Here is a 25,764-nt window from a genome sequence, read left to right on the forward strand (position 1 = left end):
TGCAATTATGGAAAAGCAAAGAAGAAGCGCCCTTAAAAAATTATTGATGGCGGTCGGCGGAACGCTGGGTCTTGGATTTGTTGCCAAGGCAGAAAGTGCTGCAGCAGCAACCACACCTGCTCCTGCCGCTACACCCGCTGTTGGTGAAAAGGAAGTGTTCAATGTCATCAATGACCAGGAGGTACCGCTGTTCTCAGGTTCGACCAAACACAGGGGGCTGGTGTTCATTGCCGGCAAAGGGGCGCATGTGGAACCCTTCGAGATAAAGGCGCACACGGAGATAGTGCTGAAAGAACTGGAGAAGGAGCTGATCGCCGCCGGCTCTTCGATGGAAAAGGTATTAAAGGTTTCGGTATTTCTCAATGATATCGCCGATTACCAGGGGATGAACGAGGTCTACAAGGGCCGGTTTGGCAACAAACCCCCTGTTCGTACGACCGTCGCCGTTGCTAAGGGTGGCGTGCCGGGGAATTCGCTTGTTGAAATGGATTGCATTGCCTATGTATAAGTTTGGGACCCTGCTTCTTCTTTGCTGCGCCTTTTTTTCCCTGCGGGCGCAGGAATATGCTATTGTCATCAAGGGTGGGACAGTGATCGATGTAAAGAACAATATCCAGGAAGTGATGGATATTGGCATTAATGATGGCCATATCGTCAAGGTAGAAAAGAACATCGACACGCGGCAGGCGGTGCAGGTGGTGGATGCCCGCGGTTTCCTTGTCACGCCGGGGCTTATCGACCTGCATGTCCATGTATTTTTCGGTACGGATCCCGCCCGGGGGTACTGTGGCGGCAGTTCGGCCATTCCCCCGGATGTATTCAGTTTCCGGACGGGTGTGACGACAGTAGTGGACGCGGGCTGTTCGGGCTGGCGGGACTTCGCCATCTTCAAGCGGGAGGTGATAGACAATGCCCGTACGCGGGTGCTGGCCTTTCTGAACATCGTCGGGTCGGGGATGCGGGGAAGTCCCTACGAACAAGATACGAAAGACATGGATGGAAAGTTGGCTGCCATGACGGCCAGGCAATACAAGGACATTATCGTGGGTTTCAAGGTAGCCCATTACTCGGGCCCGGAATGGACCCCGGTGGATGAAGCGGTGAAAGCAGGGAAGCTGGCGAATCTGCCCGTGATGATCGACTTCGGGGGTACAACACCGCCGCTATCGATACAGGAATTGTTCTTCCAGCATTTGCGGCCGGGGGACATCTTTACACACTGCTTTGCGCAGCTGGGCAGCCGGGAATTCATCGTCGACACGCTCACTCACCAGGTGAAGCCATTTGTCCGGGAGGCGCAGCAGAAAGGCATCATCTTCGATGTCGGGTATGGGGAGATCAGCTTTACTTTTTCACAGGCCATACCGGCCCTTCGGAACGGTTTCTTCCCCAACTCCATCAGCACGGATATCCACGCGCATAGTATGAACACGTCGATGAAGGATATCCTCAATTGCATGTCGAAATTCCTGGCGATGGGAATGAATCTGCATGATGTGATACAGGCCGTCACCTGGAACCCTGCGCGGGAGATACATCACGAAGACCTGGGGCATCTTTCCGTCGGCGACGTAGCGGACATCGCCATACTTAACCTGCGTAAAGGCAAATTTGGATTTTACGATTACACCGGTCAGCGCATCGAAGGCGATCAGAAATTCGAGTGCGAGATGACGATCAGGGCCGGCAAGATCGTATACGATCTGAATGGTATCACCCGGCCGCTGGTGCTGCCCCGGGCGATACCGGCCAATGGTGCTACGCATTGACCAACACTTTCGCGGATTCCCTTATTGGGCGTCTTTGGGCGTGATGTGATTGACCGCCCATTGGGTGGAAGGCGTGGCGCTCAACCTGACGATCTGGTCAGGATTCTCGATGGTGATGTGATAAGCAACCTTACCATTGAGCTCAGATCTGTAGAGCCCGGTGATCCAATAGTTGCTATACTCCTTTTTGATCGATTTCTGCAGGCGGGCGGGCAATTTATCAGAGAGAATATTGTGAATAGCAGGAGAGCTTTTTTTCTCGGGCATCCCTCCTTTGGTTTTGCCGCCTTCACTGGCGTGGACATTTACAGTTGCAATGGCAAAGCAAAAAATAAGCGGAAGAATGGACTTTTTCATAAGGGTATGATTTACGTTTTTGCGCGCTTAAAACGGCTGCCGGGCGTTAAAAGTATGCAGCCGGGATCGTCATTTGCCGAAAACCCCATTTACCACTAGTTGCCTTTCCTGTTATTTTGCTGAACGCCAGTTCCTTAGTATTTTTATTATATGAAACACGTTTCGATACTTGTTCCCGAAGGGGAATGCAGTTTAACCACTATTGAAGGAACCTATCAAATCCTCACGCGGGTGAATGACTGGCTTATCGAAGCGGGCTGCGATGACCTGTTTGTCGTACAGCTCGTCGGCTTGGGGCGGGAAGTACAGATGAAGGAGGGCCGTTTTCGCGTATTTCCCGATGTGTTGATCGGGGAGGTGAGCCAAACCGATCTTATCATTATTCCTTCGGTGCATGGCGACAAGCAAAAAATTCTTTCCGACAATCAGCCAATGCTGGACTGGATCGTAGAGCGGCATCGACAGGGGGCGGCGGTAGCAGCGCTTTGCATCGGCGCCTTTTTGCTGGCGGGGACGGGTTTGCTCAACGGCCGATGCTGTACCACCCATTGGGACTTTGCCCATGCCTTCCGGGAGATGTATCCTGACGTCAATCTCGTGGAAGACAAGATCATCACCGACGAGAACAACATCTATACCAGCGGGGGCGCTTATTCCTGGCTCAACCTGATTGTCTACCTGGTAGAGAAATATTGCGGCCGGGAGATAGCGGTCACCTGCGCGAAGGGCTTCCAGGTGGATTACCAACGGGTGAGCCAGTCGCCGTTTATCATCTTCACCGGGCAAAAGAACCATGAGGACGCGGCGGTGCAGGCTGCGCAGGACTTTATCGAGAAGAACACGCATTGTAAGATCACCGTCGACGAGCTGGCGGAGAAGCTCATCGTGGGCCGCAGGAACCTGGAACGCCGCTTCAAGAAAGCCACAGGCAATACAGTAATGGAATATATCCAGCGGGTGAAGATGGAGGCGGTGAAGAAGAGCCTGGAGACCTCGCGCCTCGGGGTCAATGAAGTCATGGACAGGGTGGGCTATACCGATGCAAAGGCCTTCCGGACGATCTTCAAGAAGGTGACCGGTCTTTCTCCCCTGCAATACCGCAACCGGTATAACCGGGAATATGTATAATCGCGCATCTGAATAAAGGCCTCTTTCGTAGATGAGGAAAACCCTCGTCTTGAAAAAGCTACTCCTGGCCTTGCTCCTGCCTGTCGGGCTCGGCTCCTGCGGGCACAAAGAAAAGGCCCTTGTCGGCCGGTCGTTGGTCGACAGCCTGATCACTCACTATACACCTTCTGTCCTTGCTACGCAAAACCAGGCAGAATTGCGGTTCTGGCGTAGCAGGATCGATCCTGCTGTCGCCGGCTATCTCAATGAATCGCGGTATGCCGGTTGTCTCGCTTTATCTTTCCGGCTTTTTGGCGAGATCGACAGCCTGAGAAAGGCCGACAGCATTCTTCGTGCGGTAGACCGGAATTTCAACCACCGGGAAACATCCGCGGATATGGGACTGGTATCGCTTTGCATCACCGGTCATCGTTTCCGGGAGGCCGACAGTTTTTTGCAAAAAGCAAAGCAATTGGGGCTGCGCCCCTATGAGTCCCATGCTACCTCCTTTGATGTAGCTTTCGAGCTGGGCAATTATTTCCAGGCAAAGACCGAACTCAACGCCATCCAGTCGCCCAATGATTATGGCTATTACTTTCGCAAATCGCGGATAGATCACCTGGATGGCGAGCTGGACAGCGCGATCGGTGATATGAATAGGGCTGTCGCGTTGGCGGAGTCAAGCGATTACCTGAAGGATGTCGCGCAGGCGAATGTGGGCGATCTTTACCTGCATGCGGGGGCTCCGGCGGATGCCCGGGATGCTTATCTGGCTTGTATCGGTCGCAACAGTGCCGACTTCCACAGCTGGATGGGACTGGGATGGATCGCGTTGGTGCATGACGGGGACGACTCCCTTGCTTCAACCATCTTTCATTTTGTACAGGAGAAGAATGCATTACCGGATGCCTTGTTCAAATTACAGCAGATGGCCGAAGCAAGGGGTGACAGCGCACTTTGGTTGCATTATGCCCGGGAATTTGTTGCAAAGGCCACCTTGCCGGTATATGGAAGGATGTATAACAAATACCTCATCGGGTTGTACACCGGTATTCTGAAAAACCCTGCCGCCGCGGAAGCCCTTGCTGCCGATGAGCTGCATAACCGGGCAACACCACAGACGTATGCCTGGTATGCGTGGGCGCTTTTTGCCGATGGTAAGAAAGACCAGGCGTATGCCGTCTTTCAGCAACAGGTGTCGGGCAAGCCGCTGGAAGCGCTGGAACTTTACTGGATGGGCCACATTATGGAGGGGTTGGGGAAGATGTACAACGCAAGAGAATTCTATAAGGCGGCCGACAAGACGCGGTATGATCTCGATCCGGCCGACGCTGCCTATATCCGGAAAGCATTAGAAGAATAAGCGTTGGATCGTCCAGAAGGCGGCAATCCCGGCGATGAGGACCGAAAGCGGGATGACGACACGCTGCCGGTACCAGGGCTTCCCGCCAAACCATTTTCCCACCAGCAGGAAAGCCGCAACGATAACCGTCATCTGCCCCAATTCCACCCCGACATTGAACATCACAAGGGACAACAAATACGCGTTGGGCGGAAGCCCCAATTGGCCAAGCGCACCGGCGAATCCCATGCCGTGAACCAAGCCAAATAAGAAGACAATGCCTATGCGGGTTTTCTTTAACCGCGGTGAGAAGATGTTCTCCAGGGCAACATAAAGAATGGAGATGGCGATGAGGCTTTCCACGATGCGGGCAGGCGGCGTGATGACATGATACATGGCAAGGGCAAGCGTGACAGAATGCGCGATGGTGAAGGCGGTGGCCTGGCCTATCACGGGCTTTATGCGAGGGCTAAGGAGAAAAAGGCTGAGCACAAACAGGATGTGATCGAGGCCCAGGGGGAGAATGTGCTGATAACCTAATTTGAGATAGAGCAGGGCCGCGCTGCCGGCCGATAGCTTTTCGAGTTCGCCCACGATGACATGCGCCGACAGGGGTTGGCAGAAGAGGGAACCTGCCAGCGAAAGCAGGGCGAGCTTGCGATAGTTAAAAGAACCGCGCATATTTCAGTTTTAAAAAGAAGGGCGTGCCGGGTGTATAGCTTACTTCATTGACGGGCGCAGCTTCCGATCTCAGTCGGGAGGTGTACGCGAACTGGGATTCGTTCCAGGTGGTGTTGAGGAGGTTTTCGACGGCCAGGCCCAGTTCGTATCGCTTCCTGGTGTAATTCACCGTGAGGTCGCTGACCCAATATCCCAGGGCCGTCAGGGTATTGGTTTCATTAGCCGGCCGGTTGTGCATATAGCGATAGCTGATGCCGCCGTTGAGCCCGTTGGGCAGGTGGAAGTCCAGGCCGCCGGTGCTGGTAAAGGTGGGCGCCAGCGGCAGGTAGTCCTGCCCTTTGGGTGCGTCTTGTTGTCGAGGTTTGGCGAGATCGATATTCAGGGCGCCATACAGCCAGGGAGTGAGCTGATAGCGAAGGGCCAGGTCGAGGCCTTTACGCGTCGTCTTTCCGCCGGGTGACACGGCCTGGTCGCCCAGGTCGGCGCCATAGGTAAATTCCTGCTGGAGATAAAGATACCAAAGTGCGGCGTTGACAAACAGTCCCGGCAGCGGTTTCCAATTGATGCCAAGGTCGGCGCCGTAGGCGGCAGGAAGTATCTGATAGCCACGGTTGGCGATGACGATGCGGGCGTCATTGGAATGGAAGCCCTTGCCCGTCCGGGCGTAGAACTGTAATTGCGCGTTGGGAGTATATTGGACACTGATCTTTGGACAGAAGATGGTCTTTGCCGACCGGGGTGATCTGTCATGGTATATCGCTGCTGCCGTGTCGGCTGTCGGGGCTTCATTGCCATAGAAGAATTGCAGATGGTCGAGGCGCAGGCCGGCATTGAAAAGCCATTTACCCGACTCGAAACTTTCGTCGAGGTAAGCGTTGCCGTTTGTTTCCCGGATGTGCCCTGATTGGATGTAGCCGAGCAGCTGTTTACCATCGAGGGTATGGGCCAGCATGCTGGGGTTGATGGCGTCATAGCGGGTGCCGATGCCAATGACCGAGGTGAGGGTTCCGGCTGCGATCGTCGCCTGGTGCGAAAGGCGAGTGTTTGTCCCCGTTATGTTTCGCTCTTCGTGCTGCCGGAATTCGTCGCCGGCGGACGGGTAGAAATAATAGAACGTAAAATTGGAGATAAGGTTGAAGAAATAGTGCGAATAATACACCTGGTTCTCCAGGGTAAAATGATGGGAAAGATTGGAGAGAAGCCTGATGCTGGCATTGGTGCGGCTTGTATAGCCGCCCTGGGCGCTATCGATGACGCCAAAGCGGTCGTGGATCACTCCTTCGGCCACCGCCCGGTTGGGGATCTCCCCGGAAGCCCGCCAGCCCGAAGCGAAGGTGGACAGGGTGAGGGTCAGTTGGTTGCTGCTGTTGAGGGGGGTGATGAATTTGCCGAACAGGTTGACACGGTTGAATTGCTCCGGGTAATCGAAGGGCCCATCCGAATACAATCCTTCACCGGCGATGTAGGCGCTGCGTCCCTGGTCACGGGCCTTTTTCGGAAGCAAGTCGAGCAGTGCCACGATGCGGCCCGTATTGAACTGCCCGCCTTCTGCTTTGACCATGCTGTGTTCAGGCACGTTGATGGTTTGATATGCGATATAGCCGGCCGTTGTAAAATCGCCGCGGCCGGCATAGTAGGGGCCTTTGCCGAAGTCGTAAGATGCCACCGTCTCCGGGATAAGGAAATGCAGGTCAGCATATCCCTGGCCGTGAGCATGGGAGACCAGGTTGACGGGTATGCCGTCCACGGAGATATTGACATCGGTGCCGTGATCGGCGTCAAAGCCGCGGAGGAATATCTGTTCGGCCTTGCCACCGCCCTGGTGTTGGGCGATGAAGAGCCCGGGAACGAGTCGCAGGAGATCTTGTGCAGACCGGGCCGGTTGCAGGTTGAGATCGATGCGGCCGAGGGTATGGAAGGAATTGATCCCGGCTTTACCGGTGATAGTCACGGTCTTCAGGTCGAGAGGGCTCATTTCCAGTTCGATGAGGGCATGCCTGTTATGGGCGCTAAGCCCGAGCTGCCGCGACTGATAGCCGATGAAAGAAACGCTCACCCGGAGGGTATCCCCAGATGAGCGTGTGAGCGAAAAATGTCCCTGACCATCCGTGAATACGCTTTCACCGGTGGCCATATCCTGCACGACGGCCAGCTCCAGCGGTGCATGCGTGAACTTGTCCACCACCGAACCACTTGCGCCGGATTGCGCGTGACAGCCAATAGCGCCCAAAAGGATCAGGATGGTCAGGGGCCATTTCATCAATGAGGCTGGGCAAGGTATGGGAATTCAGGAAGAAAGGGAACGTCATTAGCGTCGACATGATCGCTGGTGAGCCCCGGGTTGGCTGATCCGTCGGGGCCGCCGAAGACCAGATGCAGTTCGACATCGATGACATCGTCGGCCAGGGCCCTTCCCGTCAGCACATGGGTGCCGTCGTAAAAGGTGGTGGGTCCGGTTGTGGCGGCATTGAGCACATCCGTGGACAAGACGCCGATGAATTGATCGGCATTCAATCCCAGCAGGTTAGTCGTATAGCCCGGGTTGAGACCAAGGAGGCTGGACTTCATTTCCGAACCAAAGGTTGCGGCCATTACGCTTGGGATGGTTACATTGAACTTGTCTTTATCGGGGGCTTTGATAAAGACCGTATTGATGGCCGGCCTTCCCATCTGATCGGCCTCATCATAGAAGACCTCTGGTGTGACAGGGTTATGCTTATGACAGGAGGCAAAACAGGCAAGCGCCGTCAGCCCAAACAGAGCGTTTTTTAGTACATTTTTCATCTTGATCTGTGTTAATTGTTACGATTGCTTTGGGGTGGTTTCTGCGGTGCTGGTGGTCAGCCAGACATTGATCTTTCCATTTTGCGGGTGCAACAGCGACTTGGGAACCTCAACGACGATGCTGAGGACATTGGTGCCCGCGAAGGTGTCATGTCCGGGATTGTTGAAGCTGGTGGCCATACCGCCGACGATCTTATGAAACTGGTCGAGATCGAAGAAGAAGGGATCGTCGCGGGGACCCGCAAAGAATTTGATCCCATCCTTTCCGGTGGCTACGATCGGCGTGCCGGCGCCATAGGGCGTTACGTCGACAGAACCCAGAAAATGACCCTCTTCGATCTTGGTACGCAAGCCGGTAAAAGAAGGATGCGTGAGCCCGAAGAAGTCGACCTTTCCATCCTTGTAGATGGCCTGGATCACGAGGTCTTCCGCGTTGTCGCCGTCGTTGTCGATCTTAAACTGGATAAGCGTGTTGGGGTTGAAGGACGCCGCGCCCGTAGCGGACGGCGCCAGCAATCCTTGTGAATTGCCTACAAAGACAAGGTTGTCGGTGTTCTTTCCCTGGAAAACATAGAGGTCAGTGATGTCTGTCGGCTGACCTTTTACAGCCGGTGCGTCCATATGGTCTGCGGCATAGAGGATACCACTTACAGTCAGGACAGCACAAGCTACCATGAGCACGATTTTTTTTCGTTTCATTGTAATGTTTGTTAATAATAAATAAATAGAGAGACTCCGCCGCAGCGTAGAGATAGAGAGGGTAGGAGAGAAACGTTTTCGAGAAATATATACGGCGCGCGGATTGGTGCGGATTTCGCGTCCGCATTATTTATTGAAATTTATTCTATGCCGCCTATTGATATTGGCGATACAGCGAGTAGAGAATCTTTTGATCGGGCGCGCCCCATGTCCGGGTAGTATCCTGTTCAAAATGCCGTTTGAAGGCCAAGGCTGCGGCGCTGCTGTCCTTTATATCATAACCGATGATGCGGAGGGCCATCAGGCTGCTGAATCCCGGGGGAACGATGACCCCGGTGGTGTCATTATACCATAACCCGAATCCTTTATCCGCCAGATTTTTCCAGGGGAAGAGATAGCTGGGGTCGTCCTTGCGGGTGGGGGCGATGTCGCCATGGCCGATGAAATTGGCGGTGGGAATATTGTATGCAGTTTTCAGTTTTGTCAGCAGATGAAGGAGGCTGCTGATCTGTTGATCGGAGAAAGGTTCGGCCCCATTGTTGTCCAGTTCGATGCCGATGGAGATGGAATTGACATCGGTGAGGTTGCCCCATTTGCTGACGCCGGCCTGCCAGGCCCGTAAATAATCGTTCAGCATGTGATAGACGGCGCCATCGCGGCAGATGACATAGTGTGCGCTCACCTGCGTGCGGGTTACGGTGAAAGTTTTCAGTGTCTGGGGACAGCTGTTTTGCGCTGTATGGTGAATGATCACAAAATTCGGTTTACGCAGGTTGAAATTGGTGGTGCCCACCCAGTAGGGCGCTTGTGGAATGGAGTCGGCGCCTGCGGAAAGTGGGTATGCACGAAGCGTATCTGCATATCGCCGGGCCTGCTGCTTGTACGATCGGTTCGTTTGTCGGTAAGGATTGACTGTACATGCATCGAGAACAAACAGCCACAGGGCTGCAAACAGGAGGGCGCGGAAGGAATAGTTATAAAGCATACGGGAAAATTAGCTAAGGGTACAAGTTAGCCAAAAATAGGGTATATTACTTCAAAACCTCGATGATGAAACACCTTACCATCCTGCTTATGCTATGGGTAACGACCGCGATGTTATCGCGGGTGCAGGCCCAGTCCCTTATCAATACGAATTGGAAGGCATACATTGCCGAGCCGGTGTACGACACGATTGTCTGGCATATCCGCACCGACTCTTCATTTGTCACCGGCAGTAATGGTACAGTCCTTGTCCGTTCGGTTTGTAAGATCTCGGGCGATACGGTTTTGCTCAACGATTATGATGGGCAATTTACCTGTCCCGATACCCCCGGGAGATACAAATTTGCCCGGGTGGAAGATATGCTCAATTTTACGCTGATCGATGATCTCTGTCAGGGACGGGCGACGTCGATCACTACCGCGAAATGGAAGAAGGTTCCTACACCCTGAATATCTTGTTCAGGATGTGGGCCGTCTGGCGGATGGAGGCCGTCAGCTCTTCGACCTGTTCTTTGCGTACCGGTGTACCGGGGTGGGCCGGGGGTGCCGGTACTTCTTCCCGGGCGCGGGGCTTCTTTCGCCATTCAAGCAAACCATAGATGCAGAAAATCGTCGTCTCTGTGAGCAGGCCCGCCGTCAGGGCTGTGTCACCAAATTCTTTTGTTTCGATCTTGGCCCAGGCGCCGAATATGACGATGGCCGCCCCCAGGGAAAAGGCTGTGTTGATGATCTTGTCAAAAAGCATATCGCTACCATTTTATGTAGAAAGAGGCCATGCTTGATTTTAGTGAAGAGGGTGTTTTTCCAAATATACATAAGATTTGGATGCATCCAAAATAAATATATTCGGGTCACCATTAATGCGATCGCACCGCCCGGAACCCCTGGTTGCTGAACGAAGCGTGGATATTTACCTGTCCGATGCTGTAGGAATTAAAAGACTCGCAGGTGCTCTTGCTGCACCACCAGGAGCCGCCACGCGCATGAGCGATGGTGGACTTTTCCGTGGGCAATACTTTGCCCGTGCAGAATTCAAAGACATTGCCATACATGTCATACAGTCCCCATGCGTTGGGTTTGAAACTGCCCACCGGGGCGGTATACATATAGCCATCCGAATGATCGGCCTTCAGGTGATCGTGACCATGCCAGATGTTGGCATATTCCCCGATGCGGCTGTCGTCGCTGCCAAAAAAATAATCCGTGGTCGATCCGGCGCGGCAGGCCACCTCCCATTCTTCCAGTGTGGGCAGCCGCACCCCGGCCCAGGCGCAGTAGGCCAGCACGTCGCGGTAGCTGATACAGGTGACGGGGTGGTCCATGCGGTTGTCAATGCCGCCCCTGGTGCGGCCGTTGGGCCAGCGCCAGAAGGCCGTGCTATCCTTTATCCATCGGAACTCCGCCAACCCCGGCTGGAATACCATGGCGTCATGCCGCTTCTCCGCGTCGGTAACATAGCCCGTGGCCTTGACAAAGGCGGCGAATTGCCGGTTGGTCGTTTCGTAGATGGCTATGCGAAAACTGTCCAGCTGTACGGTGCGCAGCGGGTTCTGCCGGCTGTCCTTCTTACCGACAGTATACCGGCCCTTGGGCACCAGGACAAAGCTATGTTCAGCCTGGGCCACCGCCGCAAATGAGGCGATCAGCAGCACCAGGGTGGCGAAAATGCTATTTCGCAGACAGGCCATTGTAAAAATTGGTGGCACGTTGGAAGATCAGGTCTTCGTTGGCCTGGTTGTAGACAAGATATTTGGAATATCCGCCGGTCTCATCTCCATACAGCTTCTTATAGGAGGTGGAGTTCATAAACTCGGGATATTTGTTCGATTCCATCAGGAGCATCAGTACGGTGAGGAGATAGTGATCTTTATACCCTCTTTTGTAGACGTCAATAATGGTAGGGATCATCTCTTTTCCATTCATCATGACGATGGCCGCCCGGAGATTGGCCCCGACATACCCATCCTTTGCGATCATCTCCTTCATCATAGTCTCCACCGAATCCCGGTTATCCTTGAAAAAGGCCGCCTGGCGGTCGCTCCAGTCATATTCCCCAAATACATTGGGCAGAAAACCGTAGATGCGCTTCCCTTCCTCTTTCCTTTCTGGCAGAATGTCGCACATCTGGCTGAATTCTTCCTGGTTCAACATATGATAGGTAAATTTTTCCCTTAGCGTAAGGGAAGCATAGGCTGTATCATTCAGCGCAGTTATCGAGGCATCCCCGCCGGCGGCGGTATCATCCACCGTCTTCATTTTAGTCATCAGCTCTGCTACTTTATCCACGCCATAGGGCGGTGTGGTCATTATGGTATCCATTGTCGCTGTTGAGAATACCTTCACGACATCGGCTGTTGCCGTTTTTTTACCTGGAGCCGCACAAGCGCAAAATCCAAGGACAAGCAGGAGGGCGGGAGTCAAGCGTTTCATGGCCGAAAAATATGGCTTTTGCCCGGAATCCAAAATGAAAATAATAGCCGGAAATTTTGGCAAACCGAATGGTTATATATATCTTTAGTAAACCATTTGGTTATATTTTATAAGATCGAGACATGAAAGCACGCAGGGATGTTTTCCAGGCCATCGCCGACCCCACCAGAAGAGCGATCATCGGGCTCCTGGCAGGGCAGACGCTAACGTTGAACACGGTGGCGGGGAATTTCAACATTAGCCAGCCAGCTATCTCCAAACACCTCCGCATCCTGACGGAATGCGGGCTCGTAACTGTCGTAAAGCAGGGGCGCGAACGGCATTGTACTGCCAGTCTTCAGGCGCTGCAGGAAGTGATACAATGGGCGGAGCAATACCGGGCATTCTGGAACAGCCGGCTGGATACCCTGGAGGATCTGCTGAACGAAGCGGAATAAACAACCACTTAAATAAACTATATGGACACAATGGGAAAGATGATAGCACCGGACACCCTTCGGTTCGAACGGTTGCTGCCCGGGCCCATCGAAAGAGTATGGGCCTATCTCACGGAATCGGACAAACGGGGAAAATGGTTCGCCAGCGGAGAAATGCAGCTCTTCGAAGGCGGGAAGGCGACCCTGTTCTTTCTGCACAAGGAATTGAGTCCGGTGCCCGGTCCCCCGCCTGAAAAGTTCAAGGATATGGAAGCAGGGACCAGCTCTACCGGTACGATATTAAAGGTAAATGCCCCCTATCTGCTGTCTTTTACCTTTGAGGGAGATTCGGAAGTCACCATCACGCTGGAGGAGAAACAGGACAAGGTATTGCTGGTGCTGACGCATACCAAACTCCCCAAGGATACCTATGCGCGGATCAGTATGTCCGGCGGATGGCATACCCATCTGGATGTTCTGCAAGACCATCTCGAAGGAAAGGTCCCCCCTAATTTCTGGCAGCGGTATATGGAGATGGAAGAGGAATACGCGCGCCGGTTTTAGCACGCTTAGCCTCGATGCTCCGTTGGCTTATTCGCGTACATATCTTTTTTTGAACGGGGGAGGACCGGGCGGGAATCCATAGTCGATCTCTATCTCGTTATTGCTGATCATCTTGAGATACCAGTGATAAGTGGTGGAATGTGCATATAATGCAGAAGTCAAGGATACGCTATCCTGGCCGGGAAGCTCCCCAAAATAATACTTCCCAATCGCAAGTTGCGACATCTGCAACTCAGCAACGGCGGTCCAGTCATAAAGGATCTGCCGGTTGTTTTCCATGTAGACCTGGATGGATTCCTTCACATTACTCGAATCGGTACTTTCTTTTTCGATCCAATTGCCCTGCAGGCAGGCAAAAGTGGGGAAATTGCAGTTATTACCGGGTTTGCTGCAGGCTGCTACAAACAGGGCAAATAGGATCATCCATAATCCGAATATTTTCATGTCAGGAGTCTTTTGTCACGATGACAGAAAAACTTGCCTCAGCGTTGTATGGGATGCTGGGGAAATAATAAATAAATTTCCCTTTCCAATAATTTGCGACCTTAGCTCCCAAAAGAAACAAGATGCGCGTTTTCCACATACTGGTGGGGGTGATGCTGGTCCTGGTATCGGCAAGGGGATTTGGGCAGAACCAGTCGATCCCCTCGTCCCTGGAAGTCCCCAAGGGTAATAAGCTGATCCTTCATACGTACGCCAAAGGAGTGCAGATCTATGTTTGTGCGCCTATGCCTACCGATACGAGCCGGTATGTCTGGACCTTGGCGGAGCCCCAGGCTACTTTATATTCCGGGGCAGATTACCAGCAGCAGATAGGAAAGCATTATTTCGATGATGCGAAACACCCGACCTGGGAAAGCACGGATGGGTCGAAAGTCGTAGGCGCCAAATTCCAACAGGCAGATGCACCCGACCCCGATGCCATCCCCTGGCTGCTGTTGCAGGCGACTTCCACCTCACAGGACGGCCAACTCGGAAAGATCACGTTTATTCAAAGGATCAATACCAAGGGAGGGAAAGCGCCTTCAACCGGCGCCAGCCGATCGCACAAAGGCCAATATCGCCGGGTAGAATATACCGCGGAATACCTCTTCTACGGCCGGGATTGATTGGTCTCATAGATGCATCATATATTTGTGCATGAGCACGCCAAATTCCTCCAACGGCCATTATGCACCAATCAACGGTTTGCAACTCTATTACGAGCTCCACGGCAACGGCAGACCGCTGGTATTGCTCCATGGCGGGGGGTCTACTATCGAGAGCACTTTTGGCCGCATCCTGCCGGTTCTTGCCCGAACACACCGGGTGATCGCCGTGGAGTTGCAAGCCCACGGTCATACGCTTGATATCGATCGTCCGCTTAGCTTCGAACAGGATGCCGATGACGTGGCCGCCCTGCTCGATCATCTTCAGATCGGGCAAGCGGATATTATGGGTTTCAGCAACGGAGGTACTACCTGCCTGCAGATCGCTATCCGCCACCCGCAACTGGTGCATAAGCTGGTTCCGGCCTCCGCCACGTTCAGACGGGATGGGATGCCCCCCGGTTTCTTTGAGGGTTTTTCCCATGTAAGCCTGGACGATATGCCCCCACTGCTAAAAGAAGCCTATCTGAAAGCCAATCCGGACCCTAAGGGATTACAGCGAATGTTTGACCGGGATGTCGCAAGAATGAAGGCTTTTAAAGACATCGGCGATGCGGCTATAAAAACCATCCAGGCGCCGGTGCTGGTTTTAAACGGTGATGCCGAAGTGGTGCTCGCGGAACATGCGCTGGCCCTATCGCGGACACTGCCACATGCCCGGCTGGCCATCCTGCCAGGCGGACACGGGGACTATATCGGCGAGATCTGTACGCCCTACGAGAACAATCCAACTCCGTCGCTGGTGACGGCTATGATAGATTCGTTCTTAAATACATAATACAGATGAAGGTTCTTTTTTGCTTTGCTCTCTTGTTGATTCCTTTTGCCGGGATACAAGCGCAGCCCGGCGATTCGGTGAGCCTGCCTTCGCTGCCCAGGAAGCTGTTTTGGGAAAACAGGCCCATCCGCTTTGAGACCGGTGGCGGCCATCTCCTGATAGTGGCGGGAGAAAAAACGGATATGTTCCGTGACCCGAATGTGGCCTATAACACGGACAATGCACCCAAGCTGCTGTTTGTTGCAGATAGTAATTTTATCCTTACGGCCGCTATCCATCATGACTTCGTGAACAAATGGGATGGGGGCGCCATCGTGCTAAAGGCAGACAGCCTCAACTGGATAAAATTTTGTTTTGAAAAAGACTATACTGGTCAGAAGAGGGTAGTAAGCGTGGTTACAAAAGGCATCTCGGATGATTGCAATTCGGCCGCAGCCGCCGCGTACACCATCTATTATAAAATAGCAAAGGCCGGCAACGTCATTACGCTTTATTATTCGATGGAAGGCCGAAGCTGGTTTTTAGTGCGACACCTTCAATTCGACAGCACCGCCCCGCTGAAGATCGGGTTCCTGGCGCAATCGCCGACAGGGCAGCACTGTACGGTTCTGTTCTCTCATATTCATTATTCTACGAAGAAGATTGGTGACCCCTATCTGGGGGAATAAAAGACAAAAAAGTGGAAACGCATAACACCCATCGACAATTCAGGTAGGCAGCCTAAACCGCTTTCGCCAGGGCAACGATATCCTTTACCTCCAGTATCCGTTTGGGATAGCCTTTGATAACGGTGTTGATCATGGCCTGGCCAACTTCCTGTAAGGTGCAGAAGCCTGCCGGGTAAAGCGCATGACCGATGGGATAAAGCCAGGCGAAGTATTTGTACCAGCCCTTCAGATTTTTTTGCCCGGGGCTGGCTTTCATAAAGGCAGGACGGAACATGTATGCCCGTTTGAATATTCCCATCAACGCATTTTCGGTAGCGCCTTTTACGCGGGCCCATGCCAACCTGCCTTTTTCACTGCTGTCTGTGCCCGCGCCCGACACGTAGCAAAAGGTCATCTCGGGGTTGGTCCTTGCCAGCACCTGGCCTACATGGAGAGTGAGGTCGAAGGTGATGTGCTTATATTCCTCCTTGCTTATCCCAACAGATGACACGCCAAGACAAAAAAAGCAGGCATTATAGCCGGTGAGTTGCTGTTCGATCGGCGCCAGGTTAAAAAAATCGGTATGAATGATCTCGCGCAGGCGAGGATGCGACACGCCTCCCGGCCGGCGGTTGATGACCAGCACCTGTTCGACATCAGGATGATTCAGGCACTCGAGCAGGACACCTTCCCCGACCATGCCCGTAGTTCCGGTGATGATGGCTTTGACTTTCATGGTATCGCCGAATTTGAATATATTGTTCTAATTCAAAATTACACCAAATATGAACCTTCAAAACAAAAATGCCATTATATACGGCGCTGGGGGCTCCCTGGGCAGCACAGTCGCAAAAGCATTTGCCAGCGCGGGCGCAAAGGTATTTCTTACCGGCCACCGGCTTCCCTCTATCCAAAAGGTAGCCAATGAAATTCTCGGCGCCGGGGAAGACGCGGAAGCGGAGGCAGTAGATGCGATGGATGAAAAGGCCGTCGTCGGTCACCTCGAAAGGGTGGTGCAAAAAGCCGGAACAGTAGATATATCCTTTAATGCCGTCGACATCCCGGTGATACAAAACATGCCGTTGACCGATATCGGAGTGGAGGATTTTGTACGATCGATATCTTTGACCATGCATACCCGGTTCCTCACCGCCGTTGCAGCCGCCAGGGTAATGATGAAGCAGCGGTCGGGGGTCATTTTGTCATTGACGGCCACGCCCGGCGGGATAGGGTATCCCTTTACCGGCAACTTTGCCCCGGCATGCTGCGCCGTAGAGAGCTTGTCGAGAAACCTTGCATCGGAGCTGGGTATTTATGGCATACGCGTGGTGAATATCCGGTCGGGCGGCTCCCCCGATTCAAGGGTATTTAAAGAGGCGATCGACCACGACCCAGCCGGCATGGAGCCCATTCTCCGGACAATGAAAGAAGATACGATGCTGAAAAAACTCCCGTTGATGGCCGATATCGCCAACGTTGCGGTATTCCTGGCATCCGACAGGGCCGGCCAGATAACCGGAGTAACCATCGATGTGACGGGCGGCACGACAGCGGGATTGAACTACCGGGTGCAATCATCAGAGGCGAGCTATCCAACGTTTGAGGGCAACAACGCTAACGGAGAGAAAAGTAGCATACCCAGGCAATGAAAAAGACCTGTAACGGAACGCGGAACCATAAATAATTCAGTCCTTTCCCGTCGGTTGTCCCCGTTTCATAATTGATGTGATGCATCGCGGCATAGATGTTGGCCGGCAGCAGTAAGATCAAAAAAGCGATAAGAATGATGCCAGAAAGATGGCGCTGGGAAGGGAAAAGCAGGGCTATACCGATGAGTATCTCAACGACGCCAGTCAAATAGACAAGCCCTTCCCTGAAAGGGATACGCTCCGGCAGCATCATGGTCATCCCTCTTGTAAATTTGAAATGTGCGAATGCCGTGAGAAAGAGCATTATGCACATGGCTACATTGCCGGCTGTCGCCAACTGCCAGTTGCCGGTCGTTATTTTAGAGATGCCTGCAGTCAAGGCGAATACTATAAGCAGGATGATTAGCGGTTTCATTTAATTATTTTTCACAAATATCCCCTGCGGCGCCTTCCTGTAAAATGATGTATGTTAGTTTCGGCTTTGCGCCTTTCGTATCCGGCTCAGGCTTTCCGGCTGAATGCCGAGATAGGAGGACAAGTGCTTGACAGACAGCGTGCTGATCAGTTGAGGGCTTTTGGCCAGGAGCTCCCCATACCGGGCTTCTGCGGTGAGCGAAAGGAAGTCCATTTCCCGCTTCAGTCTTTTCATATATTGATGTTCGGCCATCAACCTGCCGATCCTTTCTCCATTATGGTTATTACGGTAAAACTCCTGCAAGGAGGTATGGTCAATGGAGAGGGTTTCCGCGTCCGCCAATAATTCTATATATATCTGGCTGGGCTCCCGGGAGATGAAGGAATAGTAGGCTGTCACGAAATCCCCCTTGAAATGAAAGTCCACGGTGAACTCCTTGCCATCTTTGATAAAATAGTTGCGGGTAGCTCCCTCGTTGAGGAAATAGATATGGCTCTCCACCTGCCCCTCACGAATGAGAAAGTCGCCCTTGTCAAAATGCTTCAGCGTAAGCCGCCCGGCAAAATCCTGCCATTCGTCGTCCGGAAGGGGCATGATGCGGCTGTAGGTCTCCCGTATGGCTGAGAATTCATCCATCCTGCCTTAAAGATACAGGATTGACAATTAACAATTCCATAATGCCTGCAAACGAATAAGTTGTGCAGATGCCTCATTTTTGCCGGTAATCAGCTATCATATGAGACTTCGTATTCTTCTCTTCTCATCCCTTTATACTCTGCTCGTTTTTGGATGGCTGCCGGCAGCCGCGCAAAGAAAAGCCGCTCCCCGCCAAAAGGTCATCATTATCATGATGGATGGGTTTGGCGAAGAGTACTATCGCAACAGCGAAATGCCCACGTTGAATGCGATGGAGAAAAAGGGGCTCTATAAGGTAGTGCCCTCGTTGATGCCATCGGTCACCAATGTCAACAATGCCGCCATCATCACCGGAGAGACGGCGGAAAAGAACGGGATAACCGGAAATGTCTTCCTCGACCCGGCAACAGGGAAAGAAGAGTATACGGAAGACCCGAAGCAGCTGCTGGCTCCAACCATTTTTGAGCGAGCCCGGAAAGTGGGTATAAAGTCGATCCTTTTCTCGTGCAAGACAAAGACCGTTCAACTGCTTAGCGAGGGGGCAGGGGAGACGATGTGCTGGGAAACCGCTTCCCCGGAATGGATCAGGCGTATCGGCGAACGACCGGATATTTACAGCAGAGAGGTGAATTACTGGATCATGGAAGCTGCCCTCTACAGCATCAGACATGACCCTGATCTGGGTCTTATCTATATCCATACAACGGACTACCCCATGCATGCCTGGGCGCCTGAGAGCCAGGAGTCGAAAGAGCATCTCCATAAAATGGACGGCTACCTGGCGCAGCTGATACAGGCGGCCCCGGATGCGGCCATCCTGATAACCGCAGACCATACGGTGAAACATAAGACCCTGTGCTGGGACTTTGAAAAAGTATGCGCCGCCCGCGGCGCCGCCATCAAAGCAGCCGTCAGCCCCGAAAAGGACCGTTATTATAAACATCATCTCGGGATGGGTGGGTCGGCCTATATCTATCTGAATGAGCCGAAAGATTCTTCCAAAGTCAGGAACATCCTTCTGGGCTTAAAGGGGGTGGAAGCCGTCATTTCAAAGGCTGAGGCCGTAAAGCGGTACCACCTGATGCCAGACCGCATCGGCGACCTCATGGTGCTTGGGGACAGTACGACCGTATTCGGGCATCTGGAGAATAGCGAGTCCGAAATACTGCCGGACACCTATCGCAGCCATGGTTCAACTTACGAGGCCCATGTTCCATTATTCATCTACAACGCGCGCCATACGCCGTCGCCTGACTATTTTACGGACAATTATAAATTGGCAAGCTGGCTCTTTTGATGCGAGTAAACGCGAAAATATGGATATCAGCTAGTATTTTTGCATAAGAGCTTTATTCGCCTCAACAAGGCCGTAGAATAGGTGTTATTACTTATCCCCGGATAGAAGTACAACTATCCTGCTGCCCAAGGTGCTTACCCGTCTTAAATTCAGCACCCTTATGGTTAAATGGTCTCTGGGCTTTATTCTGCTTGCTGTACTATTTCAACAAACGCATGCACAGGATGCAAGAGGTTTTGTTCTCTCGACTGACAGGTCGGCGTATCATATTGTACAATACAATAGCGAGAATGGGCTGCCCCAAAACAGCGTAAACGATCTGCTATTGGATAAGAACCACTACTTGTGGATCGCCACACAATACGGCCTCGTCCGATTCGATGGTCAACGGTTCCGTATTTACAATACTGCCAATACACCGGTGTTGAAGAGCAATCGATTTTACATCGTCACCGAGACCAGGGACCACCGCATCCTTGTCCCCTCTAGTTTCGAGGGGTCGGTCATCTACCGGGTGACGGCGGACTATCACATCCAGGAAGATACTGTCTGCACAAAGCTGCGGAAAAAGCTGATCAACTTTTATTCCAACGGCCTCTTCGATTGCGACCGGCTGATAGCGGCCCTTAGCAAAAGGGGGGCGACCCCAGGTGAAATGGACCTGCTTGGCCAGCTCTTCCGGAGCAAGTGGCAATGGATATTCAATGGACACGAGGCGGTGATCGGCTTGCAACAAGGATATTATTATGTCAATAACCAAACCGGGGAGATCAGGCAACTGCCCGGAGTGGGGGCTGTTCGAACCGGGGGTAATCAGAACACGCGGATCTTGCCTGGAGGAATTTTGATCGGAGGTATTACACCGCAGCGGCGGGAATTCGTCATCGGTGATATCTTTTGTATTGCCTGTCATGACGGAAGCTTCCTGTTTTACAAAGGCGGCCGGCCAGTGAGCATACAAACGGATGCTGCCGACAGGGCCCTGTTTCAGGATATGGAGGACCCGGATCCTACGAAATTCTTTATCACCGTGAAAGGCGGGAGATCCATCTTACGACGCAACAACGATTTCTACGACCTGCGGTTCGAAGACAGGAGGCTGGTAGCAAAGCTTCTTTTCAAAGACCTCACGTTCTTGAAGAACGAGCCGGTATACACGTTGCAATATGATAGCGCGCACAACAGGCTTTTTGCCGGCACCCTGAATGCAGGACTCTGGGTGGTAACCCCGCAGCTTTTCCACCCTTATACCTTTACCACTACTGACTTCAACAATAATATTTTCATCGCTTTTCAATTCCTGCCCGGGGGAAGGCTATTGACCAGCAATGGCGTCCTTAGCCTGGGAGCGGAGGGGGAAAGCCGGCTGTTTGCAAGGGACAAAAAACTGGATGGACATTGCATCTACCGCACCCGATCGGGTGACATCTGGTATAGCAGGGCCGGGCAGCTATACCGCTGTGACAGCATGGGCACCCATGAGCAGGCAGTGGATGGCGGAAAACTGGATACCCCTATCACGGGGATGACAGAGGACGCCGCCAACATTTGTTGGATCAGCACCCCCAACAGCCTGTTGAAAATGAAGAATGGGAAACTGGATTATGTGCTCCGCGGGTATCCTGCTTTCATCGATCATCGTGTCGAATCCCTCACGGACATTTCGGCGCAGACATTATGGATAGCCACCCGCAATGGTTTGTTCCAATATGATAAGATCGCGGGCAGACTGGATCCCCGGCCTCTCCTGGCCGGTGTCTACATCCGAAACATCTATAAGGCCCGGGATGGAAGCCTTTGGATCGGAACATACGGCAACGGCTATTACAAATACCTCAACGGGGAGTTCAGAACCCTTCCCCTGGACCCCGATAAATACCTGGAAGCGGCGCATACCTTCCTGGAAGATGGGAAGGGCTTTTTCTGGATCAGCACCAACCATGGGCTCTTCCGAATAAAAAAAGCCGAATTGGACAATGCAGCCAGTGGGGGAGGAGGGCGGCCTTCGATGTATTATTTTGATAAGTCGTATGGGTTCCGGACTAATGAATTCAATGGCGGTTGTAGTCCCGCTGTAGTGAATGATGGGGCCGGCCATGCTTACTTTCCATCGATGGACGGGATCGTCGGCTTTGCACCGGACAGTTGCCAGGGCGAATTGCCGGATGGCCCGCTGATCCTGGATGGGCTTGCAGTCGATTCCGTTGACCTCGATTACCGCAGCAGCCAACACATCAGGGCGGACTTTACCCGCATCGTGGTACAGGTGTCCACTCCTTTTTATGGCGCGGCAGAGAACCTGCATATCGAATACAGCCTGGGAGGGGATACCTGGTTTCCGGTGAACCGGGACGGCCAGATCGTGATCAACCGGCTTCCGTACGGCAACTATACCCTGGAGATCAGGAAATGGAACGGGTCGGAAGGCAGGAAGTACGACGCCATCCAGGTGGCCATAAAAGTGCTGCCTCACTGGTACAACCTGCCACTGGTGTGGGTAGCGGGACTCTTGGTCCTCTTTGTGATCTTCATCTATATGCGGACAAGGTTCTGGCGATCGCAGAACCTCAAGCTCCAGATGAAGGTGGATGAACGAACCTTCGAGCTGGAAAAGAGCACGATGTTCAAGGAAAACCTGTTATCCATCATCATACACGATCTGCGTTCGCCCTTGCATGCCCAGGACCTGCTTGTCGAAACGCTATACCGGCGCCACCAGGACCTGGATAAAGATCAGTTGGGCTACTTCCTTGGGGAATTGCAGACCTCAAGCCGCAACATCGTCCAGTTTACATCGGATTTTCTCATCTGGTATGACAGCCAGCAGGATGGATTTGCACCCAAGATGGAACCACTGGCCCTGGCGCCTTTTATAGATTCCATCTTAAGTTTTTATGAACCTGCTGCCAGGCAAAAAAATATCCGGCTTACCCGGGAGGTCGACGATTCCCTTGTACTCAATACCGATGAGCATTTGCTGGCGATAGTGCTGCGAAACCTGGTGGATAACGGCATCAAATATACCAGCACAGGAAGTGTCAGGGTGGTGGCGCTTTCATCGAATGGCAGGATCCATCTCTGTGTACGGGATACGGGGAAAGGTATGTCACCACAGAAGTTGGACGAGCTGATGACTAGTGAACCCGACATCCGGGTCGGGGGTGGGCATTTCTTCGGCTACCGGTTCGTACGCGATTTTATCCGCCGCCTGGGTGGCGAGTTCCACATCGAAAGCGAAAAAGAAGTTGGCACCACCGTGACGATCATCTTTGGCTCAGCTTAGTTTTTGTGCGAAAAAATCAATGGTCCGTTTCCACGCAAGCTCTGCCGCGGCTTTGTCATAGCGGGGAGTGGTATCGTTGTGGAAACCATGGTTTACGCCGGGGTAGATATACGCGGTGTATTCCTTATGATTCTCTTTCAAGGCGCTTTCGTAGGCCGGCCACCCTTCGGTGATACGCGTATCGAGTCCGGCATAATGCAACAAAAGCGGCGCTTTTATCTGGGGTACGAGTTCTATCGGCGGCTGCGCGCCATAGAACGGGACAGCTGCGGCCAGATCGGGAAGCCTCACTGCCATCATATTGGCGATGCCACCGCCAAAACAAAAACCCACGACTCCAACCTTTCCGTTGCAATCGGGATGTTTCTTCAGGTATTCAAAGGCTGCGATAAAATCTTCCAGCATTTCATTTTTATCCCTTTTGCTCTGCATCTCGCGGCCTTTGTCATCATCACCCGGATAGCCGCCCAAAGGGGTCAAGGCATCGGGAGCGATGGATATGAATCCGGCCACGGCTACTCGCCTGCCGACATCCTCAATATAAGGATTTAGTCCGCGGTTCTCATGCACAACGACGACGCCACCCAGTTTCCCTTTCGCGTCAGCGGGTTTGGATAGAAGCGCCTTTATCGTTCCGCCACCCTTCCCGGATTTGTAATTGACATATTCAGAGATGATGCGGGGATCATCCTGCTTCACCTGGAGGGTATTTTTATAATTGGGCATCAGAAAGCTCATCAACGCAGTCACGGTAAGGCCGCCTATCGCGTAGACAGAGAGTCTTTCCATGAAATCCCGTCTGTTTAGCCGGTTGTGCGCATAATCATCATACAGGTCGAATACTTCCTGCTTTATATCTTCTTTTTTTATTTTGTCATCGCTCATATGGATGGAGGGTTTGGATTAAAATTAAATAATTTCTGCCATACCTGTTTCTGGTAGATGGCGCCGATGGGTATCTCCAGGTCGTCCATTTCTATCTTCGCTGCGGTAACCGCCGTTATTTTTTCGAGTGCTACGATATACGAACGGTGCACCCGGAGAAAATGTACGTCCGGGAGGGTCTCTTCAAAATGATTCATGGTTTGGTAGGTGATGATATCCTTGTCCGCAGTCCTGATCCGGACATAATCCTTTCTGCTTTCGATGAAAAAGATATTCTTTAAAAAAACCTTGACCATCTTTTTGTCTGCTTTTACATAAATGAAAGCCTCGGCATGTCCGGTGAAGGAATGCACCTGGGGAACGTTTGCTGCCGACATCCCATTGGATTCGTATTTGTCTATCGCCTTTAAGAATCGCTCAAAAGAAATGGGCTTTAACAAATAATCCAGCACATTCAATTCAAAACCTTCCATGGCAAAGTCCCGATAAGCCGTGGTAAGCACCACTTTTGGCGGATGTTGCAGCGATCGCAGGAGCTCGATGCCCGTCAGCTGCGGCATCTGGACGTCCAGGAAAAGCAGATCGACCGGCTGCTGTTTCAGGATGCTGAAGACTTCCAGCCCATTCTTACATTGTGTTATTAGCTGCAGCTTGTCCAACTGAGCGATGTAGGACTCCAATACCTCCCGGGATAGCGCTTCGTCATCCGCTATGACGCACCTGATCTTGTTCATGCAACTGCAATTTTAGATCTATAGAAAACACCTGGTCTTGTTGAACGATGTTCAGTTCGTGGCGACCGGGATAAACGAGCTCCAGCCGCCGCCGGACATTGGTTAGTCCAACACCCGTCGAGGAGACCGGCTTGCTGACCGCCGAATAGCTATTGGCTGTCTTGAAGTAGAGTTGCCCGCCGGCCACTTTCAGGTCGATGGTGATCCAGGCCTTATCCAGTTCGTTCACCAGGCCGTGCTTGAATGCATTTTCCACAAAGGGCAGGAGCAACAGCGGGGTGATGGTCTTGTTCTCGATATCCCCGGAATATTGAAAGGACAGGTCGAGCCGGTCGGCAAACCGGGTCTGTTCTATCCCGATATAATTGGTCAGGTGAAGGAGATCATCGGTAAGGAGTACGGAGGATGCATTGGCTTCATACAGGATATAGTGCATCAACTCTGACAACCGCAGGACAACACCGGGTGATCGCTCGGACTTCTTTAAGGACAGCGAATAGATGCTGTTCAAGGTATTGAAGAAAAAATGCGGATGAAGCTGGGCCTTGAGGGAGTGCAGCTCTGCATTGAACTTCTCATGCTCCACTTCGCGCAGTCTTTTCTCATTTTGAAAAGCATTGTTCCGCAGCTTGAAGAGCATGGTCAGCGCGACCACCGGGTAAAAATGCGTGGCTGCCTGAAGGATACAGATCGGCTGAAGAAAGACCAGGTCGTCCGTCGATACGCCGGGCACGTGGTGCGAAAGTTCCCAGGGAACCCAGATATGCACGTTGGTGAATGCGCAGATGAGCTCAGCCCCTATCATGAGGAGGATCAGCATACTGGCATAGACTATATAACGCTTGGTATAGAAAAACCGGGGCATCAACCCGTACAGGTTGATATAGACCATTGCAACGATGACGGGGAGCTCTGTGAAGAGCGGCAGGGCATTGCGCAGATCGAAACTGTTTCTCATGTCCCAGCTATAGTCCAGGATGGCATAACAGCAATACACCAGCCAGAACAGGAGGTGAATGCCCACTCGTTTCCTATCGATGCGTACGGTCATGGAATGGTATGATAAAAGTAGGGGATTATCCAGCAGGACGTCCGATTTTCGACGAAATTCCGGGCCCGCCCCCCGGAAAGGCAGTTGGCCACCGTGGGCAGGTACAGG

Annotated in this window: 29 protein-coding genes; 13 read left to right on the forward strand and 16 right to left on the reverse strand. The window is 52.6% G+C overall.

Annotated features, from left to right (window positions below; genetic code table 11):
• The first annotated feature begins 7 nt into the window (after positions 1-7).
• Positions 8-508 carry a RidA family protein gene (locus tag IEY39_RS02190; protein WP_188928055.1) on the forward strand — a complete coding sequence of 167 codons (501 nt, stop codon included), beginning with the start codon at positions 8-10 and terminating at the stop codon, positions 506-508.
• A complete protein-coding gene (locus IEY39_RS02195) occupies positions 501-1,769 on the forward strand; it encodes an amidohydrolase/deacetylase family metallohydrolase (RefSeq protein ID WP_188928057.1) in 1,269 nt (422 codons plus the stop codon). Before IEY39_RS02190 ends, IEY39_RS02195 begins: the two co-directional genes overlap by 8 nt.
• A gap of 21 nt (positions 1,770-1,790) precedes the next feature.
• Here the strand turns inward: IEY39_RS02195 and IEY39_RS02200 are convergent, their stop codons facing one another.
• Positions 1,791-2,126 (reverse strand): hypothetical protein, encoded by a 336-nt coding sequence (locus IEY39_RS02200; protein WP_188928059.1) that lies wholly within the window; start codon positions 2,124-2,126, stop codon positions 1,791-1,793.
• Between the two features lie 150 nt (positions 2,127-2,276).
• Between IEY39_RS02200 and IEY39_RS02205 the strand changes: the two genes are divergently transcribed.
• Both IEY39_RS02205 and IEY39_RS02210 read left to right on the forward strand, forming a co-directional pair.
• Positions 2,277-3,254, forward strand: coding sequence for a GlxA family transcriptional regulator (locus IEY39_RS02205; RefSeq protein ID WP_188928061.1), 978 nt, complete (start codon positions 2,277-2,279; stop codon positions 3,252-3,254).
• Positions 3,255-3,303: 49 nt separating this feature from the next.
• Positions 3,304-4,596 carry a tetratricopeptide repeat protein gene (locus tag IEY39_RS02210; protein WP_188928063.1) on the forward strand — a complete coding sequence of 431 codons (1,293 nt, stop codon included), beginning with the start codon at positions 3,304-3,306 and terminating at the stop codon, positions 4,594-4,596.
• On the opposite strand, the gene IEY39_RS02215 is transcribed toward IEY39_RS02210, so the two are convergent.
• The 5 genes from IEY39_RS02215 to IEY39_RS02235 form a co-directional block, all read right to left on the reverse strand.
• On the reverse strand, positions 4,585-5,256 hold the full coding sequence (locus IEY39_RS02215; protein ID WP_188928065.1) for a HupE/UreJ family protein: 672 nt from the start codon (positions 5,254-5,256) through the stop codon (positions 4,585-4,587). The genes IEY39_RS02210 and IEY39_RS02215 overlap by 12 nt on opposite strands.
• Entirely contained in the window at positions 5,240-7,516 is a 2,277-nt protein-coding gene (locus tag IEY39_RS02220; RefSeq protein ID WP_188928067.1) for a TonB-dependent receptor, read from the reverse strand. Before IEY39_RS02220 ends, IEY39_RS02215 begins: the two co-directional genes overlap by 17 nt.
• A complete protein-coding gene (locus IEY39_RS30160) occupies positions 7,516-8,040 on the reverse strand; it encodes a DUF4331 family protein (RefSeq protein WP_188928069.1) in 525 nt (174 codons plus the stop codon). The genes IEY39_RS02220 and IEY39_RS30160 overlap by 1 nt, the downstream gene beginning before the upstream one ends.
• A gap of 18 nt (positions 8,041-8,058) precedes the next feature.
• Positions 8,059-8,739 carry a DUF4331 family protein gene (locus IEY39_RS30165; protein ID WP_188928072.1) on the reverse strand — a complete coding sequence of 227 codons (681 nt, stop codon included), beginning with the start codon at positions 8,737-8,739 and terminating at the stop codon, positions 8,059-8,061.
• 154 nt (positions 8,740-8,893) lie between these two features.
• A complete protein-coding gene (locus tag IEY39_RS02235; RefSeq protein WP_188928074.1) occupies positions 8,894-9,724 on the reverse strand; it encodes an N-acetylmuramoyl-L-alanine amidase in 831 nt (276 codons plus the stop codon).
• A gap of 65 nt (positions 9,725-9,789) precedes the next feature.
• Between IEY39_RS02235 and IEY39_RS02240 the strand changes: the two genes are divergently transcribed.
• Positions 9,790-10,173, forward strand: a complete 384-nt coding sequence (locus tag IEY39_RS02240; protein ID WP_229688733.1) for a hypothetical protein — start codon at positions 9,790-9,792, stop codon at positions 10,171-10,173.
• Here IEY39_RS02240 and IEY39_RS02245 read toward each other — a convergent pair.
• From IEY39_RS02245 to IEY39_RS02255, 3 genes are all read right to left on the reverse strand, one after another.
• The gene (locus tag IEY39_RS02245) at positions 10,163-10,468 is read right to left on the reverse strand and encodes a GldL-related protein (RefSeq protein ID WP_188928078.1); all 306 of its coding nucleotides are present in this window, start codon (positions 10,466-10,468) and stop codon (positions 10,163-10,165) included. The genes IEY39_RS02240 and IEY39_RS02245 overlap by 11 nt on opposite strands.
• Before the next feature lie 112 nt (positions 10,469-10,580).
• Positions 10,581-11,411, reverse strand: coding sequence for a formylglycine-generating enzyme family protein (locus IEY39_RS02250; RefSeq protein WP_188928083.1), 831 nt, complete (start codon positions 11,409-11,411; stop codon positions 10,581-10,583).
• A complete protein-coding gene (locus IEY39_RS02255; protein WP_188928085.1) occupies positions 11,392-12,153 on the reverse strand; it encodes a hypothetical protein in 762 nt (253 codons plus the stop codon). The genes IEY39_RS02250 and IEY39_RS02255 overlap by 20 nt, the downstream gene beginning before the upstream one ends.
• Before the next feature lie 122 nt (positions 12,154-12,275).
• Here IEY39_RS02255 and IEY39_RS02260 point away from each other — a divergent pair, with 122 nt between their 5' ends.
• Together IEY39_RS02260 and IEY39_RS02265 are read left to right on the forward strand one after the other, a co-directional pair.
• Positions 12,276-12,590, forward strand: a complete 315-nt coding sequence (locus tag IEY39_RS02260) for an ArsR/SmtB family transcription factor (RefSeq protein WP_188928087.1) — start codon at positions 12,276-12,278, stop codon at positions 12,588-12,590.
• A 21-nt stretch (positions 12,591-12,611) separates the two neighbouring features.
• Entirely contained in the window at positions 12,612-13,133 is a 522-nt protein-coding gene (locus IEY39_RS02265) for an SRPBCC family protein (protein WP_188928089.1), read from the forward strand.
• Between the two features lie 27 nt (positions 13,134-13,160).
• Here the strand turns inward: IEY39_RS02265 and IEY39_RS02270 are convergent, their stop codons facing one another.
• Positions 13,161-13,577 (reverse strand): hypothetical protein, encoded by a 417-nt coding sequence (locus tag IEY39_RS02270; RefSeq protein WP_188928091.1) that lies wholly within the window; start codon positions 13,575-13,577, stop codon positions 13,161-13,163.
• 122 nt (positions 13,578-13,699) lie between these two features.
• On the opposite strand from IEY39_RS02270, the gene IEY39_RS02275 reads away from it, so the two are divergent.
• From IEY39_RS02275 to IEY39_RS02285, 3 genes are read left to right on the forward strand one after another with little or no spacing between them, the layout of a single operon-like run.
• Positions 13,700-14,242, forward strand: coding sequence for a DUF3455 domain-containing protein (locus IEY39_RS02275; protein WP_188928093.1), 543 nt, complete (start codon positions 13,700-13,702; stop codon positions 14,240-14,242).
• Positions 14,243-14,273: 31 nt separating this feature from the next.
• Positions 14,274-15,059, forward strand: a complete 786-nt coding sequence (locus IEY39_RS02280) for an alpha/beta fold hydrolase (RefSeq protein WP_188928095.1) — start codon at positions 14,274-14,276, stop codon at positions 15,057-15,059.
• A 5-nt stretch (positions 15,060-15,064) separates the two neighbouring features.
• Positions 15,065-15,727 carry a DUF1349 domain-containing protein gene (locus IEY39_RS02285; protein WP_188928097.1) on the forward strand — a complete coding sequence of 221 codons (663 nt, stop codon included), beginning with the start codon at positions 15,065-15,067 and terminating at the stop codon, positions 15,725-15,727.
• A gap of 52 nt (positions 15,728-15,779) precedes the next feature.
• Here IEY39_RS02285 and IEY39_RS02290 read toward each other — a convergent pair whose 3' ends face one another.
• Positions 15,780-16,442, reverse strand: a complete 663-nt coding sequence (locus IEY39_RS02290) for an NAD-dependent epimerase/dehydratase family protein (protein WP_188928099.1) — start codon at positions 16,440-16,442, stop codon at positions 15,780-15,782.
• Between the two features lie 49 nt (positions 16,443-16,491).
• Here IEY39_RS02290 and IEY39_RS02295 point away from each other — a divergent pair, with 49 nt between their 5' ends.
• Complete coding sequence (locus IEY39_RS02295; protein ID WP_188928101.1) at positions 16,492-17,355, forward strand: SDR family NAD(P)-dependent oxidoreductase; 864 nt, start codon at positions 16,492-16,494, stop codon at positions 17,353-17,355.
• Here IEY39_RS02295 and IEY39_RS02300 read toward each other — a convergent pair.
• Positions 17,321-17,770 (reverse strand): DoxX family protein, encoded by a 450-nt coding sequence (locus IEY39_RS02300; protein WP_188928102.1) that lies wholly within the window; start codon positions 17,768-17,770, stop codon positions 17,321-17,323. The genes IEY39_RS02295 and IEY39_RS02300 overlap by 35 nt on opposite strands.
• 54 nt (positions 17,771-17,824) lie before the next feature.
• On the reverse strand, positions 17,825-18,406 hold the full coding sequence (locus tag IEY39_RS02305) for a Crp/Fnr family transcriptional regulator (protein WP_188928109.1): 582 nt from the start codon (positions 18,404-18,406) through the stop codon (positions 17,825-17,827).
• Positions 18,407-18,506: 100 nt separating this feature from the next.
• Here IEY39_RS02305 and IEY39_RS02310 point away from each other — a divergent pair, with 100 nt between their 5' ends.
• On the forward strand, positions 18,507-19,703 hold the full coding sequence (locus tag IEY39_RS02310) for an alkaline phosphatase family protein (protein WP_188928116.1): 1,197 nt from the start codon (positions 18,507-18,509) through the stop codon (positions 19,701-19,703).
• 160 nt (positions 19,704-19,863) lie between these two features.
• Entirely contained in the window at positions 19,864-22,986 is a 3,123-nt protein-coding gene (locus IEY39_RS02315; RefSeq protein WP_188928118.1) for a sensor histidine kinase, read from the forward strand.
• On the opposite strand, the gene IEY39_RS02320 is transcribed toward IEY39_RS02315, so the two are convergent.
• Genes IEY39_RS02320 through IEY39_RS02330 form a run of 3 tightly spaced genes read right to left on the reverse strand, consistent with a single transcriptional unit; the run spans position 22,978 to position 25,656 of the window.
• Positions 22,978-23,871 (reverse strand): dienelactone hydrolase family protein, encoded by an 894-nt coding sequence (locus IEY39_RS02320; RefSeq protein ID WP_188928120.1) that lies wholly within the window; start codon positions 23,869-23,871, stop codon positions 22,978-22,980. The two genes, IEY39_RS02315 and IEY39_RS02320, sit on opposite strands and share 9 nt — an antisense overlap.
• Positions 23,868-24,605 (reverse strand): LytR/AlgR family response regulator transcription factor, encoded by a 738-nt coding sequence (locus IEY39_RS02325; protein WP_188928122.1) that lies wholly within the window; start codon positions 24,603-24,605, stop codon positions 23,868-23,870. The genes IEY39_RS02320 and IEY39_RS02325 overlap by 4 nt, the downstream gene beginning before the upstream one ends.
• Positions 24,574-25,656, reverse strand: coding sequence for a sensor histidine kinase (locus IEY39_RS02330; RefSeq protein ID WP_188928124.1), 1,083 nt, complete (start codon positions 25,654-25,656; stop codon positions 24,574-24,576). The genes IEY39_RS02325 and IEY39_RS02330 overlap by 32 nt, the downstream gene beginning before the upstream one ends.
• Positions 25,657-25,764: the final 108 nt, after the last annotated feature.

Origin of the sequence: Puia dinghuensis (assembly GCF_014642875.1) — a bacterium.
In the GTDB taxonomy this organism is placed as follows: Bacteria; Bacteroidota; Bacteroidia; order Chitinophagales; family Chitinophagaceae; genus Puia; species Puia dinghuensis.

Bases quoted from the DNA above. Each gene is read 5' to 3' on its own strand.
- IEY39_RS02235 (WP_188928074.1), bottom strand. From the start codon at position 9,724: ATGCTTTATAACTATTCCTTCCGCGCCCTCCTGTTTGCAGCCCTGTGG.
- IEY39_RS02265 (WP_188928089.1), top strand. From the start codon at position 12,612: ATGGACACAATGGGAAAGATGATAGCACCGGACACCCTTCGGTTCGAA.
- IEY39_RS02220 (WP_188928067.1), bottom strand. From the start codon at position 7,516: ATGAAATGGCCCCTGACCATCCTGATCCTTTTGGGCGCTATTGGCTGT.
- IEY39_RS02310 (WP_188928116.1), top strand. From the start codon at position 18,507: ATGAGACTTCGTATTCTTCTCTTCTCATCCCTTTATACTCTGCTCGTT.
- IEY39_RS30160 (WP_188928069.1), bottom strand. From the start codon at position 8,040: ATGAAAAATGTACTAAAAAACGCTCTGTTTGGGCTGACGGCGCTTGCC.
- IEY39_RS02250 (WP_188928083.1), bottom strand. From the start codon at position 11,411: ATGGCCTGTCTGCGAAATAGCATTTTCGCCACCCTGGTGCTGCTGATC.
- IEY39_RS02195 (WP_188928057.1), top strand. From the start codon at position 501: ATGTATAAGTTTGGGACCCTGCTTCTTCTTTGCTGCGCCTTTTTTTCC.
- IEY39_RS02290 (WP_188928099.1), bottom strand. From the start codon at position 16,442: ATGAAAGTCAAAGCCATCATCACCGGAACTACGGGCATGGTCGGGGAA.
- IEY39_RS02285 (WP_188928097.1), top strand. From the start codon at position 15,065: ATGAAGGTTCTTTTTTGCTTTGCTCTCTTGTTGATTCCTTTTGCCGGG.
- IEY39_RS02280 (WP_188928095.1), top strand. From the start codon at position 14,274: ATGAGCACGCCAAATTCCTCCAACGGCCATTATGCACCAATCAACGGT.
- IEY39_RS30165 (WP_188928072.1), bottom strand. From the start codon at position 8,739: ATGAAACGAAAAAAAATCGTGCTCATGGTAGCTTGTGCTGTCCTGACT.
- IEY39_RS02205 (WP_188928061.1), top strand. From the start codon at position 2,277: ATGAAACACGTTTCGATACTTGTTCCCGAAGGGGAATGCAGTTTAACC.
- IEY39_RS02330 (WP_188928124.1), bottom strand. From the start codon at position 25,656: ATGACCGTACGCATCGATAGGAAACGAGTGGGCATTCACCTCCTGTTC.
- IEY39_RS02245 (WP_188928078.1), bottom strand. From the start codon at position 10,468: ATGCTTTTTGACAAGATCATCAACACAGCCTTTTCCCTGGGGGCGGCC.
- IEY39_RS02255 (WP_188928085.1), bottom strand. From the start codon at position 12,153: ATGAAACGCTTGACTCCCGCCCTCCTGCTTGTCCTTGGATTTTGCGCT.
- IEY39_RS02240 (WP_229688733.1), top strand. From the start codon at position 9,790: ATGAAACACCTTACCATCCTGCTTATGCTATGGGTAACGACCGCGATG.
- IEY39_RS02190 (WP_188928055.1), top strand. From the start codon at position 8: ATGGAAAAGCAAAGAAGAAGCGCCCTTAAAAAATTATTGATGGCGGTC.
- IEY39_RS02325 (WP_188928122.1), bottom strand. From the start codon at position 24,605: ATGAACAAGATCAGGTGCGTCATAGCGGATGACGAAGCGCTATCCCGG.
- IEY39_RS02295 (WP_188928101.1), top strand. From the start codon at position 16,492: ATGAACCTTCAAAACAAAAATGCCATTATATACGGCGCTGGGGGCTCC.
- IEY39_RS02215 (WP_188928065.1), bottom strand. From the start codon at position 5,256: ATGCGCGGTTCTTTTAACTATCGCAAGCTCGCCCTGCTTTCGCTGGCA.
- IEY39_RS02320 (WP_188928120.1), bottom strand. From the start codon at position 23,871: ATGAGCGATGACAAAATAAAAAAAGAAGATATAAAGCAGGAAGTATTC.
- IEY39_RS02315 (WP_188928118.1), top strand. From the start codon at position 19,864: ATGGTTAAATGGTCTCTGGGCTTTATTCTGCTTGCTGTACTATTTCAA.
- IEY39_RS02300 (WP_188928102.1), bottom strand. From the start codon at position 17,770: ATGAAACCGCTAATCATCCTGCTTATAGTATTCGCCTTGACTGCAGGC.
- IEY39_RS02305 (WP_188928109.1), bottom strand. From the start codon at position 18,406: ATGGATGAATTCTCAGCCATACGGGAGACCTACAGCCGCATCATGCCC.
- IEY39_RS02200 (WP_188928059.1), bottom strand. From the start codon at position 2,126: ATGAAAAAGTCCATTCTTCCGCTTATTTTTTGCTTTGCCATTGCAACT.
- IEY39_RS02275 (WP_188928093.1), top strand. From the start codon at position 13,700: ATGCGCGTTTTCCACATACTGGTGGGGGTGATGCTGGTCCTGGTATCG.
- IEY39_RS02260 (WP_188928087.1), top strand. From the start codon at position 12,276: ATGAAAGCACGCAGGGATGTTTTCCAGGCCATCGCCGACCCCACCAGA.
- IEY39_RS02270 (WP_188928091.1), bottom strand. From the start codon at position 13,577: ATGAAAATATTCGGATTATGGATGATCCTATTTGCCCTGTTTGTAGCA.